Annotated in this window: 11 protein-coding genes, 4 tRNA genes and 1 rRNA gene; all 16 read right to left on the reverse strand. The window is 55.5% G+C overall.

Going from position 1 to position 15,075, the window contains the following annotated elements:
• Nucleotides 1–20: 20 nt before the first annotated feature.
• Nucleotides 21–4,220, reverse strand: a complete 4,200-nt coding sequence (gene rpoC, locus AB4P90_RS26550; RefSeq protein ID WP_019819137.1) for a DNA-directed RNA polymerase subunit beta' — start codon at nucleotides 4,218–4,220, stop codon at nucleotides 21–23.
• Between the two features lie 64 nt (nucleotides 4,221–4,284).
• Nucleotides 4,285–8,358, reverse strand: a complete 4,074-nt coding sequence (gene rpoB, locus AB4P90_RS26555) for a DNA-directed RNA polymerase subunit beta (RefSeq protein WP_010206926.1) — start codon at nucleotides 8,356–8,358, stop codon at nucleotides 4,285–4,287.
• Between the two features lie 219 nt (nucleotides 8,359–8,577).
• A complete protein-coding gene (rplL, locus tag AB4P90_RS26560; RefSeq protein ID WP_003176432.1) occupies nucleotides 8,578–8,943 on the reverse strand; it encodes a 50S ribosomal protein L7/L12 in 366 nt (121 codons plus the stop codon).
• Between the two features lie 78 nt (nucleotides 8,944–9,021).
• Nucleotides 9,022–9,522: a 50S ribosomal protein L10 gene (gene rplJ, locus AB4P90_RS26565; protein WP_003176433.1), complete on the reverse strand. Its 501-nt coding sequence runs from the start codon at nucleotides 9,520–9,522 to the stop codon at nucleotides 9,022–9,024.
• 199 nt (nucleotides 9,523–9,721) lie between these two features.
• Complete coding sequence (gene rplA / locus AB4P90_RS26570; RefSeq protein ID WP_003176434.1) at nucleotides 9,722–10,417, reverse strand: 50S ribosomal protein L1; 696 nt, start codon at nucleotides 10,415–10,417, stop codon at nucleotides 9,722–9,724.
• A complete protein-coding gene (gene rplK, locus AB4P90_RS26575; protein ID WP_003176435.1) occupies nucleotides 10,417–10,848 on the reverse strand; it encodes a 50S ribosomal protein L11 in 432 nt (143 codons plus the stop codon). Before rplK ends, rplA begins: the two co-directional genes overlap by 1 nt.
• 116 nt (nucleotides 10,849–10,964) lie before the next feature.
• Nucleotides 10,965–11,498 (reverse strand): transcription termination/antitermination protein NusG, encoded by a 534-nt coding sequence (nusG, locus tag AB4P90_RS26580; protein WP_003176436.1) that lies wholly within the window; start codon nucleotides 11,496–11,498, stop codon nucleotides 10,965–10,967.
• 9 nt (nucleotides 11,499–11,507) lie between these two features.
• Nucleotides 11,508–11,876 carry a preprotein translocase subunit SecE gene (gene secE / locus AB4P90_RS26585; RefSeq protein WP_003194658.1) on the reverse strand — a complete coding sequence of 123 codons (369 nt, stop codon included), beginning with the start codon at nucleotides 11,874–11,876 and terminating at the stop codon, nucleotides 11,508–11,510.
• Nucleotides 11,877–11,921: 45 nt separating this feature from the next.
• Nucleotides 11,922–11,997: transfer RNA gene (locus AB4P90_RS26590), tRNA-Trp, on the reverse strand.
• Between the two features lie 143 nt (nucleotides 11,998–12,140).
• A tRNA-Thr gene (locus AB4P90_RS26595) sits at nucleotides 12,141–12,216 on the reverse strand.
• A gap of 26 nt (nucleotides 12,217–12,242) precedes the next feature.
• Nucleotides 12,243–12,316: transfer RNA gene (locus AB4P90_RS26600), tRNA-Gly, on the reverse strand.
• A 24-nt stretch (nucleotides 12,317–12,340) separates the two neighbouring features.
• Nucleotides 12,341–12,425, reverse strand: a tRNA-Tyr gene (locus AB4P90_RS26605).
• 142 nt (nucleotides 12,426–12,567) lie between these two features.
• Complete coding sequence (locus tag AB4P90_RS26610) at nucleotides 12,568–13,014, reverse strand: hypothetical protein (RefSeq protein ID WP_014720155.1); 447 nt, start codon at nucleotides 13,012–13,014, stop codon at nucleotides 12,568–12,570.
• 7 nt (nucleotides 13,015–13,021) lie between these two features.
• Nucleotides 13,022–13,771: a pantothenate kinase gene (locus tag AB4P90_RS26615; RefSeq protein WP_014720156.1), complete on the reverse strand. Its 750-nt coding sequence runs from the start codon at nucleotides 13,769–13,771 to the stop codon at nucleotides 13,022–13,024.
• Nucleotides 13,761–14,720 carry a bifunctional biotin--[acetyl-CoA-carboxylase] ligase/biotin operon repressor BirA gene (birA, locus tag AB4P90_RS26620; protein ID WP_395605489.1) on the reverse strand — a complete coding sequence of 320 codons (960 nt, stop codon included), beginning with the start codon at nucleotides 14,718–14,720 and terminating at the stop codon, nucleotides 13,761–13,763. The genes AB4P90_RS26615 and birA overlap by 11 nt, the downstream gene beginning before the upstream one ends.
• Nucleotides 14,721–14,875: 155 nt before the next feature.
• A 5S ribosomal RNA gene (rrf, locus tag AB4P90_RS26625) occupies nucleotides 14,876–14,991 on the reverse strand.
• Nucleotides 14,992–15,075 lie beyond the last annotated feature (84 nt).

Consider the following 15,075-nt stretch of genomic DNA (forward strand, 5'->3'; position numbering starts at 1 on the left):
AGACTCATCTATCGCAGAACTCAGTTACCGCTTGAGTTCAGCGCTTCGGTCAGTGCAGCTTCCACTTCACTGGCGCTTACGCGCAGCGGCTTGTCAGCATCACGGCGACGCTTACGCTCGCTGTGGTAAGCCAAACCGGTACCTGCCGGGATCAGACGACCCACGACTACGTTTTCTTTCAGGCCGCGCAGGTAATCGCGCTTGCCGGTTACCGCTGCTTCGGTCAGTACGCGAGTGGTCTCCTGGAAGGAGGCCGCCGAGATGAACGACTCAGTGGACAACGACGCCTTGGTGATACCCAGCAGCACGCGAGTGAACTTGGAGACAAATTTCTCTTCGTTCGCCAGGCGCTCGTTTTCTACCAGTACGTGAGTCAGTTCCATCTGGTCGCCCTTGATGAAACTGGAATCGCCGGATTCAGCGATTTCAACTTTACGCAGCATCTGACGCAGGATGGTCTCGATGTGCTTGTCGTTGATCTTCACGCCTTGCAGACGGTAAACGTCCTGGATCTCGTTAACGATGTACTTGGCCAGCGCACTCACACCCAGCAGACGCAGGATGTCGTGTGGATCGCTCGGACCGTCGGAGATAACTTCGCCGCGGTTTACCTGTTCGCCTTCGAACACGTTCAGGTGACGCCACTTCGGAATCAGCTCTTCATACGGATCGCTACCGTCGTTCGGGGTAATAACCAGACGGCGCTTGCCTTTGGTTTCTTTACCGAACGCGATGGTGCCGCTGACTTCAGCCAGAATCGACGCTTCTTTCGGACGACGAGCTTCGAACAAGTCGGCAACACGCGGCAGACCACCGGTGATGTCACGGGTCTTCGAAGTTTCTTGCGGGATACGCGCGATAACATCACCGATCGCGATCTTCGCACCATCCGCTACACCGACCAGGGCGTTGGCTGGCAGGAAGTACTGAGCGATTACGTCAGTGCCTGGCAGCAACAGATCCTTGCCGTTGTCATCGACCATCTTCACGGCAGGACGGATGTCCTTACCAGCAGCTGGACGATCTTTGGCGTCGAGTACTTCAATGTTGGTCATACCGGTCAATTCGTCAGTCTGACGCTTGATCGTGATGCCTTCTTCCATGCCCACGTAGGTCACGGTACCTTTCATTTCGGTAACGATTGGGTGAGTGTGCGGATCCCACTTGGCCACGATTGCGCCAGCGTCGACCTTGTCACCTTCTTTAACCGAAATCACAGCACCGTACGGCAGCTTGTAACGCTCACGCTCACGACCGTAGTCATCAGCGATGGCCAGCTCACCGGAACGGGACACAGCAACCAGGTGACCATCCACTCGCTCAACGTGCTTGAGGTTATGCAGGCGGACGGTACCGCCATTCTTCACCTGAACGCTGTCGGCTGCGGAGGTCCGGCTTGCCGCACCACCGATGTGGAACGTACGCATGGTCAGCTGGGTACCCGGCTCACCGATGGACTGGGCAGCGATAACGCCGACCGCTTCACCGATGTTCACCTGGTGACCACGAGCCAAGTCACGGCCATAGCACTTGGCGCAGATGCCGTAGCGGGTTTCGCAGCTGATCGGCGAGCGAACGATCACTTCGTCGATGCTGTTGAGTTCGATGAACTCGACCCACTTCTCGTCAACCAGGGTGCCGGCAGGAACGATAACTTCCTCGGTACCTGGCTTGAATACGTCACGGGCAATAACACGACCCAATACGCGCTCACCCAGCGGCTCTACAACGTCACCGCCTTCAATGTGCGGCGTCATCAGCAGGCCGTGCTCGGTGCCGCAATCGATCTCGGTTACAACCAGATCTTGTGCAACGTCTACCAGACGACGAGTCAGGTAACCGGAGTTAGCGGTTTTCAACGCGGTATCCGCAAGACCCTTACGAGCACCGTGAGTGGAGATGAAGTACTGAAGTACGCTCAAACCTTCACGGAAGTTCGCAGTGATCGGCGTTTCGATGATGGAACCGTCCGGCTTGGCCATCAGGCCACGCATACCGGCGAGCTGACGGATCTGCGCAGCAGAACCCCGTGCGCCCGAGTCGGCCATCATGTACATCGAGTTGAAAGACTCTTGATCGACTTCGACGCCATGACGGTCGATGACTTTCTCTTTCGAGAGGTTGGCCATCATCGCCTTGGACACTTCGTCGTTGGCCTTGGACCAAAGGTCGATCACTTTGTTGTACTTCTCGCCCTGGGTTACCAGGCCGGAGGCGTACTGGCTCTCGATCTCTTTCACTTCGTCAGTGGCAGCACTGATGATGCGGGCTTTTTCATCCGGGATAACGAAGTCGTTAACGCCGATGGAAACGCCGGAGATAGTCGAGTAAGCGAAACCTGTGTACATCAACTGGTCAGCGAAGATAACGGTCTCTTTCAAACCAACCACGCGGTAGCACTGGTTGATCAGCTTGGAGATCGCCTTTTTCTTCATCGGCAGGTTGACGACGTCGTACGACAGACCTTTTGGCACAACCTGGTACAACAACGCACGGCCGACAGTGGTGTCGACGATGCGGGTGTTGCTCACGCTGCCGCCGTCACGGTCGTTGACGGTTTCGTGGATCCGCACCTTGACCTTGGCGTGCAGTGCGGCTTCGCCGGCACGGAACACACGGTCAACTTCTTGCAGGTCAGCGAACACACGACCTTCGCCTTTGGCGTTGATCGCTTCACGAGTCATGTAGTACAGACCCAATACAACGTCCTGCGACGGAACGATGATTGGCTCACCGTTGGCTGGCGACAGAATGTTGTTGGTCGACATCATCAACGCACGCGCTTCCAACTGGGCTTCCAGTGTCAGCGGTACGTGCACGGCCATTTGGTCGCCGTCGAAGTCGGCGTTGTACGCGGCACAGACCAGAGGGTGCAGCTGGATAGCCTTACCTTCGATCAGTACAGGTTCAAACGCCTGGATACCCAGACGGTGAAGGGTCGGTGCACGGTTGAGGAGAACCGGGTGTTCGCGAATCACTTCAGCGAGAACGTCCCAAACCTCTGGCAGTTCGCGCTCGACCATTTTCTTGGCCGCTTTGATGGTGGTCGCGAGACCGCGCATTTCCAGCTTGCCGAAGATGAACGGCTTGAACAGCTCGAGTGCCATCTTCTTGGGCAGACCGCACTGGTGCAGACGCAGGGTCGGGCCTACGGTAATTACCGAACGACCGGAGTAGTCAACACGCTTACCGAGCAAGTTCTGACGGAAACGACCTTGCTTACCCTTGATCATGTCAGCCAGGGATTTCAGAGGACGCTTGTTCGAACCGGTGATAGCGCGGCCACGACGACCGTTGTCGAGCAGGGCATCGACCGCTTCTTGCAACATACGCTTTTCGTTGCGCACGATGATGTCCGGAGCGGACAGATCAAGCAGGCGCTTCAAGCGGTTGTTACGGTTGATCACGCGGCGGTACAGGTCGTTGAGGTCGGACGTCGCGAAACGACCACCGTCCAACGGTACCAGCGGACGCAGGTCTGGCGGCAGAACCGGCAGAACGGTCAGCACCATCCACTCTGGCAAGTTGCCGGAACCCTGGAAGGCTTCCATCAACTTCAGACGCTTGGACAGCTTCTTGATCTTGGTTTCGGAGTTGGTTTGCGGAATCTCTTCACGCAGACGACCAATCTCGTGCTCCAGGTCGATAGCGTGCAGCAGTTCGCGGACAGCTTCGGCACCCATGCGGGCATCGAAATCGTCGCCGAACTCTTCCAGCGCTTCGAAGTACTGCTCGTCGTTCAGCAGCTGACCTTTTTCAAGGGTGGTCATGCCTGGATCGATAACGACATAGCTCTCGAAGTAGAGAACGCGTTCGATATCACGCAGGGTCATGTCCATCAGCAAGCCGATACGGGACGGCAGCGATTTCAGGAACCAGATGTGGGCAACCGGCGAAGCCAGTTCGATGTGCGCCATGCGCTCACGACGAACCTTGGCCAGCGCAACTTCAACGCCGCACTTCTCGCAGATCACACCACGGTGCTTCAAGCGCTTGTACTTACCGCACAGGCACTCGTAATCCTTTACCGGGCCAAAGATCTTGGCGCAGAACAGGCCGTCACGCTCAGGTTTGAACGTACGGTAGTTGATGGTTTCCGGCTTTTTAACTTCACCGAACGACCACGAACGGATCATCTCAGGCGATGCCAACCCAATACGGATGGCGTCGAACTCTTCGACTTGACCCTGGTTTTTCAGCAAATTCAGTAGGTCTTTCAAGGCCTTTCCTCCTGGCGGAGCAGAGAGCGGGCTAAACAGCCCCGCTCTCGATTCGCGTCACGTGTTATTCGGTTTCCAGATCGATATCGATGCCGAGGGAACGAATTTCTTTGATCAACACGTTGAAGGACTCGGGCATGCCCGGCTCCATACGGTGATCACCGTCCACGATGTTTTTGTACATCTTGGTACGACCGTTCACATCGTCCGACTTCACTGTGAGCATTTCTTGCAGAGTGTATGCAGCACCGTATGCTTCCAGTGCCCAGACCTCCATCTCCCCGAAACGCTGACCACCGAACTGAGCCTTACCACCCAGCGGCTGCTGAGTAACCAGGCTGTACGAACCGGTAGAACGAGCGTGCATCTTGTCGTCTACCAAGTGGTTCAGCTTCAGCATGTACATGTAGCCAACAGTAACCGGGCGCTCGAACTTGTTGCCGGTACGGCCGTCGAACAGCTGCATCTGGCCGCTTTCTGGCAGGTCTGCCAGTTTGAGCATGGCCTTGATTTCGCTTTCCTTGGCACCGTCGAACACCGGGGTAGCCATTGGAACGCCGCCGCGCAGGTTCTTCGCCAGATCCAGGATTTCCTGGTCGGAGAAGGTGTCCAGCTCTTCGTTGCGACCGCCGATCTCGTTGTAGATCTCGTGCAGGAACTTACGCAGGTCTGCGACTTTGCGCTGCTCTTCGATCATACGGTTGATCTTCTCGCCCAGACCTTTGGCCGCGAGGCCCAGGTGGGTTTCAAGGATCTGACCAACGTTCATACGCGAAGGTACGCCCAACGGGTTGAGGACGACGTCGACCGGGGTGCCATTGGCATCGTGCGGCATGTCTTCAACCGGCATGATCACAGAGACCACACCCTTGTTACCGTGACGACCGGCCATCTTGTCGCCCGGCTGGATGCGGCGACGGATTGCCAGGTAAACCTTGACGATTTTCAGCACGCCTGGAGCCAGGTCATCGCCCTGCTGCAGTTTGCGCTTCTTGTCTTCGAACTTGTCGTCCAGCAGACGGCGGCGATCAACGATATAGGCCTGGGCCTTCTCGAGCTGCTCGTTCAGAGCATCTTCAGCCATGCGCAGTTTGAACCACTGGCCGTGCTCAAGACCGTCGAGGATTTCGTCGGTGATGTCCTGACCTTTCTTCAGGCCCGCGCCGCCTTCAGCCTTGTGGCCTACCAGAGCGGAACGCAGACGTTCGAAGGTCGCGCCTTCAACGATACGGAACTCTTCGTTCAGATCCTTGCGGATCTCGTCGAGCTGGGTCTTCTCGATGGACAGTGCACGAGCATCACGCTCAACGCCGTCACGGGTGAAGACCTGTACGTCGATGACAGTACCCTTGGTACCGGTAGGTACACGCAGGGAGGTGTCTTTCACGTCGCTGGCTTTTTCACCGAAGATGGCACGCAGCAGCTTCTCTTCCGGCGTCAGTTGGGTCTCGCCTTTCGGAGTGACTTTACCGACCAGGATGTCACCAGCGCCAACTTCAGCACCTACATAAACGATACCGGCTTCGTCCAGCTTGTTCAGTGCAGCTTCACCCACGTTCGGGATGTCTGCAGTGATTTCCTCAGGCCCAAGCTTGGTATCACGCGCCACACAGGTCAGTTCCTGGATGTGGATCGTGGTGAAGCGGTCTTCTTGAACCACACGCTCGGACAGGCAGATGGAGTCTTCGAAGTTGAAGCCGTTCCATGCCATGAACGCGATGCGCATGTTCTGGCCGAGAGCCAGTTCACCCATGTCGGTGGACGGGCCGTCAGCCATGATGTCGCTACGCTGAACGCGATCACCCTTGCTCACCAGCGGACGCTGGTTGATGCAGGTGTTCTGGTTCGAACGGGTGTATTTGGTCAGGTTGTAGATGTCGACACCGGCTTCGCCAGTTTCTACTTCGTCATCGGCAACACGAACCACGATACGGCTGGCATCAACGGAGTCGATCACACCGCCACGACGAGCCACGACGCAAACGCCGGAGTCACGTGCTACGTTGCGCTCCATGCCAGTACCTACCAGCGGCTTGTCAGCGCGCAGGGTCGGTACAGCTTGACGCTGCATGTTGGAACCCATCAACGCACGGTTGGCGTCATCGTGTTCCAGGAACGGGATCAGCGACGCTGCAACCGAAACTACCTGCTTCGGAGAAACGTCCATCAAGGTGACGTCTTCCGGCGCCTTGACGGTGAACTCGTTCAAGTGACGAACAGCTACCAGCTCGTCGACCAGGACTTTCTTGTCGTTCATCGTGGCCGAAGCCTGAGCGATCACGTGATCAGCTTCTTCGATGGCGGACAGGAATACGATCTCGTCGGTGACCAGGGCGTCTTTCACCACACGGTACGGGCTTTCGAGGAAGCCGTACTGGTTGGTGCGCGCATAGGCAGCCAGGGAGTTGATCAGACCGATGTTCGGACCTTCCGGCGTTTCGATCGGGCAAACACGACCGTAGTGCGTCGGGTGTACGTCACGGACTTCAAAGCCAGCGCGCTCACGGGTCAGACCGCCCGGGCCCAGTGCAGAAACACGGCGCTTGTGGGTGATCTCGGAGAGCGGGTTGTTCTGGTCCATGAACTGCGAAAGCTGGCTGGAACCGAAGAACTCTTTCACCGCCGCAGCCACTGGCTTGGCGTTGATCAGGTCTTGCGGCATCAGGCCTTCGCTTTCAGCCATCGACAGACGCTCTTTGACCGCACGCTCAACACGTACCAGGCCAACGCGGAACTGGTTCTCGGCCATTTCACCTACGCAGCGAACACGACGGTTACCCAGGTGGTCGATGTCATCGACGATGCCTTTGCCGTTACGGATGTCGACAAGGGTCTTCAATACCGCGACGATGTCTTCCTTGCACAGCACGCCCGAACCTTCGATCTCGGTACGACCGATACGACGGTTGAACTTCATCCGGCCGACCGCAGACAGGTCATAGCGCTCAGGGCTGAAGAACAGGTTGTTGAACAGGGTTTCGGCAGCATCTTTGGTTGGTGGCTCACCAGGACGCATCATGCGATAGATCTCGACCAGTGCTTCCAATTGGTTGCTGGTGGAGTCGATCTTCAGTGTGTCGGAGATGAACGGACCGCAGTCGATATCGTTGGTGTACAGGGTCTCGATGCGAACAACCTGGGCCTTGGCGATCTTGGCCAGGATCTCGGTGTTCAGCTCGGTGTTGCACTCAGCCAGGATTTCGCCTGTAGCCGGGTGAACGATGACCTTGGCGGTAGTGCGACCCAGGACGTAGTCCAGTGGCACTTCCAGCTCTTTGATACCGGCTTTTTCGATCTGGTTGATGTGGCGCGCAGTGATACGACGGCCAGCCTCAACGATGACCTTGCCTTTTTCGTCCTGGATGTCCAGTACAGCAATTTCACCACGCAGACGCGAAGCGATCAGCTCCAGCTTGAGGGTTTCATCCTTCAGGCTGAATACGTTGGTGGTATAGAAAGCATCCAGCACTTGCTCAGTGGTGTAACCGAGCGCGCGCAGCAATACCGAGGCCGGCAGCTTGCGACGACGGTCGATACGCACGAACACGCAGTCTTTCGGGTCGAACTCGAAGTCCAACCACGAACCGCGGTACGGAATGATCCGCGCGGAGTACAGGAGTTTGCCGGAGCTGTGCGTCTTGCCGCGGTCGTGGTCGAAGAACACGCCCGGGGAACGGTGCAGCTGGGAAACGATTACACGCTCGGTACCGTTGATTACGAAGGTACCGTTTTCAGTCATCAGTGGGATTTCGCCCATGTAGACTTCTTGCTCTTTGATGTCCTTGATCGCTTTGTTCGACGATTCTTTGTCGAAAATGATCAGACGGACTTTTACCCGCAAAGGTACGGCGTACGTAACGCCACGCAACACGCATTCTTTGACATCAAATGCCGGTTCGCCCAGGCGATAACCGACGTACTCCAGCGCAGCATTGCCGGAGTAGCTGATGATCGGGAAAACGGATTTGAAGGCCGCATGCAGGCCCACGTCGCGGAACTGATCTTTGGTCGCTCCCGCCTGCAAGAATTCACGATACGAATCCAGCTGGATAGCCAGAAGGTACGGGACATCCATGACGTCCGGCAACTTGCTAAAGTCCTTGCGGATACGTTTTTTCTCAGTATATGAGTAAGCCATCAGCGTTCCCCAGCTTGGTCACCTGCTTGTTTGGCCCCTCCGACGGGAGCAGCCAGAAAATCTTGCAAACCCCATGGTTTGCACCACCGCTTCGGGTGGCTACAGCGCGTTAATGGCGGCGACCGAGTCGACAGCCAAGAACGGAAAAAGGCCGGTGGCAAGAGCCACCAGCCATCAGCCTTCAGCTTAACGCTTGGGCTGGAGACGCAAGGTCGATGCTTACTTCAGCTCGACTTTAGCGCCTGCTTCTTCCAGAGTAGCTTTGGCTTTGTCAGCGGCGTCTTTCGACACTGCTTCCAGAACCTGGGCAGGAGCGCCGTCAACTACAGCCTTGGCTTCTTTCAGGCCCAGACCGGTCAGTTCACGTACTGCCTTGATCACGTTTACTTTCTTCTCGCCAGCTTCCAGCAGCATGACGTTGAATTCGGTTTGCTCTTCAGCAGCGACAGCAGCAACAGCTGGGCCAGCGGAAGCAGCGGCAGCGGAAACGCCGAATTTTTCTTCGAAAGCTTTGATCAGCTCAACAACCTGCAGAACCGACATTTCAGCTACGGCGTTGAGGATATCGTCTTGGGAGATAGACATTGCTGTATTTCCTGAATTGGGGGACGGCCTACGCGGCCATCGAAATAAACAAAAATACGCGAGAGAATTTGCTCAGCCTTAGGCTGCGGCAGCTTCTTTTTGCTCGCGAACTGCAGCCAGAGTACGAGCCAGCTTGCTGGTAGCGCCTTGAATCACGCTCATCAGCTGCGAAATAGCTTCGTTACGGGTCGGCAGTGTTGCCAGTACGTCGATTTGGTTAGCTGCGAGGAACTTGCCCTCGAACGCAGCTGCCTTGATCTCGAACTTATCCTGACTCTTGGCGAATTCTTTGAACAAACGGGCAGCAGCGCCTGGATGATCTTTAGAGAACGCGATCAGAGTCGGGCCGGTGAACACGTCGTTGAGAACACTGTATTCAGTGTCAGCAACGGCGCGCTTGAGCAGGGTGTTACGTACAACACGTACGTATACGCCAGCTTCACGAGCCTCTTTACGGAGTCCGGTCATAGCGCCTACTGTCACACCACGGGCATCAGCCACGACAGCGGACAGAGCAGCTTTGGCAGCCTCGTTGACTTCAGCGACGATGGCCTTCTTGTCTTCGAGATTAATTGCCACGGGTTTAACTCCTGCTTGTTACCGTTTCATCTGGCCTAGGCCTGATGTCGTTTTGGTGTCTGATTCGGTAAGGAACCGGGAGCACCATCTGCGTAGGCTTGTTGGTTTAAGACTTGCGTCGCCTACGGTCTTGGATAGCCCCCGCCAGGCAGGGACCCCAATCTTTCAATTGGCGCAATTACTTGCGCCAATTTATGTCTTATACGTCCAGCGAGCCTTGGTCGATGACCAGACCTGGGCCCATAGTGGTGCTCAGGGTAACGCGCTTGACGTAGATACCTTTCGAGGAAGCAGGCTTGATACGCTTCAGATCAGCGATCAGGGCTTCAACGTTTTCCTTCAGCTTGACGGCATCGAAGCCGACTTTGCCAACGGAGGTGTGAATGATGCCGTTTTTGTCGGTGCGATAACGAACCTGACCAGCCTTGGCGTTTTTAACCGCGGTAGCTACGTCTGGAGTTACGGTGCCGACTTTAGGGTTAGGCATCAGGCCACGTGGACCGAGGATCTGACCCAACTGACCTACAACACGCATTGCATCCGGGGAAGCAATAACGACGTCATAGTTCAGGTCGCCGCCTTTCATTTCGGCAGCCAGGTCGTCCATGCCAACGCGATCAGCACCAGCGGCCAGAGCAGCTTCAGCAGCTGGGCCTTGGGTGAAGACAGCAACACGTACAGTCTTGCCAGTGCCGTGTGGCAGCACAGTAGCGCTACGAACGACCTGGTCGGATTTACGTGGGTCAACACCCAGGTTTACAGCAACGTCAACAGACTCGCTGAACTTGACAGTCGACAGCTCGGTCAGCAGGGCAGCAGCGTCTACGAAGTTGTAGGACTTGCCTGCTTCGATCTTGCCGGCGATAGCCTTTTGGCGCTTGGTCAGCTTAGCCATTACACACCCTCCACGTTAAGGCCCATGCTACGAGCAGAACCGGCGATGGTACGCACGGCTGCATCCATATCAGCTGCAGTCAGATCCGCGTTTTTGGTTTTCGCGATTTCTTCCAGCTGAGCACGGGTTACGGTGCCAACCTTAACGGTGTTAGGACGAGCGGAACCGCTGGTCAGACCGGCAGCTTTCTTCAGCAAAACCGAAGCCGGGGTCGACTTGGTTTCGAAGGTGAAGCTACGGTCGCTGTATACAGTGATGATCACTGGAGTCGGCAGACCTGGCTCAAGACCCTGAGTACGGGCGTTGAAGGCCTTGCAGAATTCCATGATGTTCACGCCGTGCTGACCCAGAGCTGGACCGACGGGTGGGCTAGGGTTGGCCTGAGCGGCCTTCACTTGCAGCTTGATGTAAGCGGTAATCTTCTTGGCCATGAGGCACTCCAATTACGGGTTCAAACGCCTCGAAAGGCTCCCCGGTTACTTGCGCGTTTATCCCAGTGACGACAAAACCCCACAGCCTAGGCTGCGGGGTTGGGATGCTTGCCCAGCTAGACCTTTTCGACCTGGCTGAACTCCAACTCTACCGGGGTAGAGCGACCGAAAATGAGCACTGCCACTTGGATCCGGCTCTTTTCGTAGTTAACTTCTTCGACCGTACCGTTAAAATCAGCGAACGGACCGTCTGTAACGCGAACAACCTCACCCGGCTCGAACAATGTCTTCGGCTTGGGCTTGTCGCTACCATCAGCAACACGACGCAGAATTGCTTCCGCCTCTTTGTCGGTGATCGGAGCAGGCTTGTCGGCAGTACCGCCAATGAAGCCCATGACGCGAGGGGTATCCTTGACCAAGTGCCAAGTACCTTCGTTCATGTCCATTTGTACCAGCACGTAGCCAGGGAAGAACTTGCGTTCGCTTTTGCGCTTCTGCCCATTCCGCATTTCAACCACTTCTTCAGTGGGAACCAGAATTTCGCCGAAGCCATCTTCCATGCCTGCCAGCTTTACGCGCTCCAGCAAAGAGCGCATAACATGCTTCTCGTAACCCGAGTAAGCATGCACAACGTACCAACGCTTAGCCACGGGACACCCTTAGCCAACAATCAAGGAAACAAGCCAGCCGAGCAGGGAATCAAGCCCCCACAACAGCAACGCCATAACCAGAACAACAGCCACGACAATCAATGTGGTCTGAGTGGTTTCTTGGCGAGTCGGCCAAACGACTTTACGGATTTCGGTGCGAGCTTCCTTAACCAGTACCGCGAACGACTTGCCTTTGGCAGTCTGCAGGCCTACAAAGGCAGCTACAGCAGCGAGGGCAAGCAAAGCGAGTACACGGTACAGGATCGGCGAAGCAGAATAGTACTGATTGCCAACAACGCCTACGACCACCAAGGCGACTACAGCGAGCCACTTTACCAGATCGAAACGAGAGCTTTGAGCTTCAGCCTTAGGAGTCATCTATGAAGATCCTGTGAAAAGAAAGCCAGACACACCACGTGAATCTGGCAGGTCAGGAGGGAATCGAACCCCCAACCTACGGTTTTGGAGACCGTCGCTCTGCCAATTGAGCTACTGACCTAAAACAAAATCAGGCCGACCATTATGCAGGCCTGAAAAAGACTTTACAACAACCAACCCCACAAGACCTGAAACATCGAACAACATTCAAGCCGAGGCAGCTGTTAAAACAAAGGCAGATATTTTCATATCTGCCTTGTCATATGGAGCTCTTGAGCGGATTTGAACCGCTGACCTCACCCTTACCAAGGGTGTGCTCTACCAACTGAGCTACAAGAGCGAAACACCTTGCACAACCTGCAAACTTGGAGCGGGTAGCGGGAATCGAACCCGCATCATCAGCTTGGAAGGCTGAGGTTCTACCACTAAACTATACCCGCGGAGCTTGCAGCTCACGCTAAAAATGGTGGAGGGGGAAGGATTCGAACCTTCGAAGTCGTAGACGTCAGATTTACAGTCTGATCCCTTTGGCCGCTCGGGAACCCCTCCTAAGCGAGCCGGCATTTTACATCACGCCGACCTTCTGTCAAGCATTTTCTCATTTAAATTATGAGGTTAGCTGCATTGACGGTCGCTTTGCACTGTAGCCCTTAAAGGTCTTCACTGCGAAGCGGGCGCCATTCTATGCAAACTATTCGAGAGTTGCAATGCCTTCACACAGCATTATTTTATGTTTTAACTCATTGAATTCATTAGCAAGGCTTTCAAAGGGCAGATCGTCAGCCAGGCGACGGCTCTCAGGGGCTACACGCAACCAATAACCCGAGGCGTCCGGCGCATTCAGCAACTGTACTTTGACCTTGATATCCAGGCTGGTGAGCCTCTGCTCGAGAGAGGAGGCTTGGCGTCGATCAGTGAACCCACCGATGTACAAGCAGGTATTCTGCGCCTCTGCCGGCCTCGCTCGATCACGCCGCGCCACCGCATCTGCCGACTCACTCAGGAGGCGAATATCTTGTTGTGCCCCCCGATGGAGACTCAAGGGCGTGACATCCTTGGCCCGCAATGGCGCCTCTTGCTGATGCCAGACGTAATAGAAAACATTGAGGACCAGTAAAAGTAAAAACAGCCAGCGCATAATCACCTCAAGACAAAGGACACGCCATTGCCAAACCAACAAACACCAGATCCGGGACCAGCCGAGCTTGAGGCGCAGCATCCCTCACCAGGTCAGCATCGCCGCCAGTGAGGAAGACTGTGAAATCCTCCCCCCAATAGCCTCGCGCCAACTCGAGCTGGGTCAGCACAAACCCTCTAAGCATGAGCGTACACCCACGCTCGACGGCCTCTACGGTCGTACGACCAGGAGAGAGACGTTCCACAGCCCGCTCAGCGGCCGCGTCGTCATAGCGTATCTTGCGGGTATGGGTTCGCAGTTGATTACGCATAAGCGGCATACCCGGGCAAATAAACCCACCCAGGTGCCCACCGTCCGGACCAATAAAATCTGCTGTCGCCGCTGTACCAAAGTCGAGTACCAGGCATGCACCTGACGCCAACTTGAACGCGCCTAGCATGGCCAGCCATCGATCCATCCCCAGGCGCTGGAAGTCTTCGTAGCCGTTGCGCACTCCGCCCATTTCTTGAGCAGAGGTTGCACAGGAAACAGCAACGCCAAATGCCGCTACCAAGGCAGCTATCAGCTTATCGGTCTCCTCAAGCGCGCGAACACTCACTAACCGACAACGCGTGAGCAATAGACCAGGCAAAGCCACCAAACTATCGATCAGCGCGATATCTGAACCTGCGATACCTTCCGCGCGAACAGTTGCCTCACTCAACTCAAGAACACGCCATTTGATAAAGCTATTTCCACAGTCGAGCTCAAGAATCATCACGCAACCTCAGGCTTAACTCACCACCGCTGTATATTTTCTCAATGCCACCGACATCCAAACGCAAGGCGCCCTGACGATCCACGCCCAGCACAACCCCATCAATCTGATTGACGCCCGCGATAAGCGACACGGACTTGCCCTGCCACGCGTGATGCTGCTCCCATTCGTCTTGCAACCCTGCAAAACCCGCAGCCTTGTGTCGATCTAGGTAGGCTTGGAGTTGCAAACCCAGTCGCGCCACCAGGTGATTGCGATCAACTGAAAAGCCCGTCTCAAGCTGCATCGAGGTCCACTGCTGATCAACATCAGCTGCCCTCTGCATATTCACATTGATACCTATCCCTAGCACAACGTGACAGATATCCGCGGGATCTCCCACCAGCTCAAGCAAGATGCCTGAGATTTTCTTGTGCCCAACCAAGACGTCGTTTGGCCACTTCAAAGCCGCGCCCTGCACACCCGACTCACGCAGAGCCTGCAGGACTGCCAGTCCTACCACCAGACTCAACCCTTCCAGTTGCCGCAGACCACCCTCAATACGCAATACAAGGCTGTAGTAAACGTTTTGCGCAAATGGGCTGACCCATTTACGGCCTCTGCGCCCCCTACCAGCCGTCTGCTGCTCCGCTAGCACAACAAAAGGTGCCGCACTACCCGCATCGACAAGACGTAAGGCCTCGGCATTAGTGGAGTCAATGGAATCGAAAATATGAACGGGCCAAGATAGGGAAGTCGCCTCCCGAGAAACCTCCTGCGCATTCAAAAATACCAATGGCGCAGCCAATCTATACCCACGACCCCGAACCTTATGGATAGGAAGATTCAATTCTGCCTCAAGATGCTGAAGCTGCTTCCACACGGCACTGCGACTAACGCCCAGGGCGGCGCCAAGCGCTTCTCCAGAATGGAACTGACCATCTTTCAGAAGTTTCAACAACGTCAGCATGCACATATCGCCTCAGAATGAGGCACGCATGATAGCCATGCGCAGGGTCATTGCATAGAAAGGGTGGATATCAGTATTGATCGACGCCCCACAAGATTTTCGAGCGTCCAAAACAAAACCCCAACTGCTTTCGCAATTGGGGTTTCGGAATTTAATCTTGACGATGACCTACTCTCACATGGGGAAACCCCACACTACCATCGGCGATGCATCGTTTCACTGCTGAGTTCGGGATGGGATCAGGTGGTTCCAATGCTCTATGGTCGTCAAGAAATTCGGGTACTGAGTCGTGGCCAGTTGGCCTCGCTTCAGCAAATTGGGTATGTGATAGATCGTGGTGTTTTGTGAGCGTCGA

The organism is Pseudomonas sp. B16120, from assembly GCF_044218845.1.
Taxonomy (GTDB): Bacteria; Pseudomonadota; Gammaproteobacteria; order Pseudomonadales; family Pseudomonadaceae; genus Aquipseudomonas; species Aquipseudomonas paracarnis.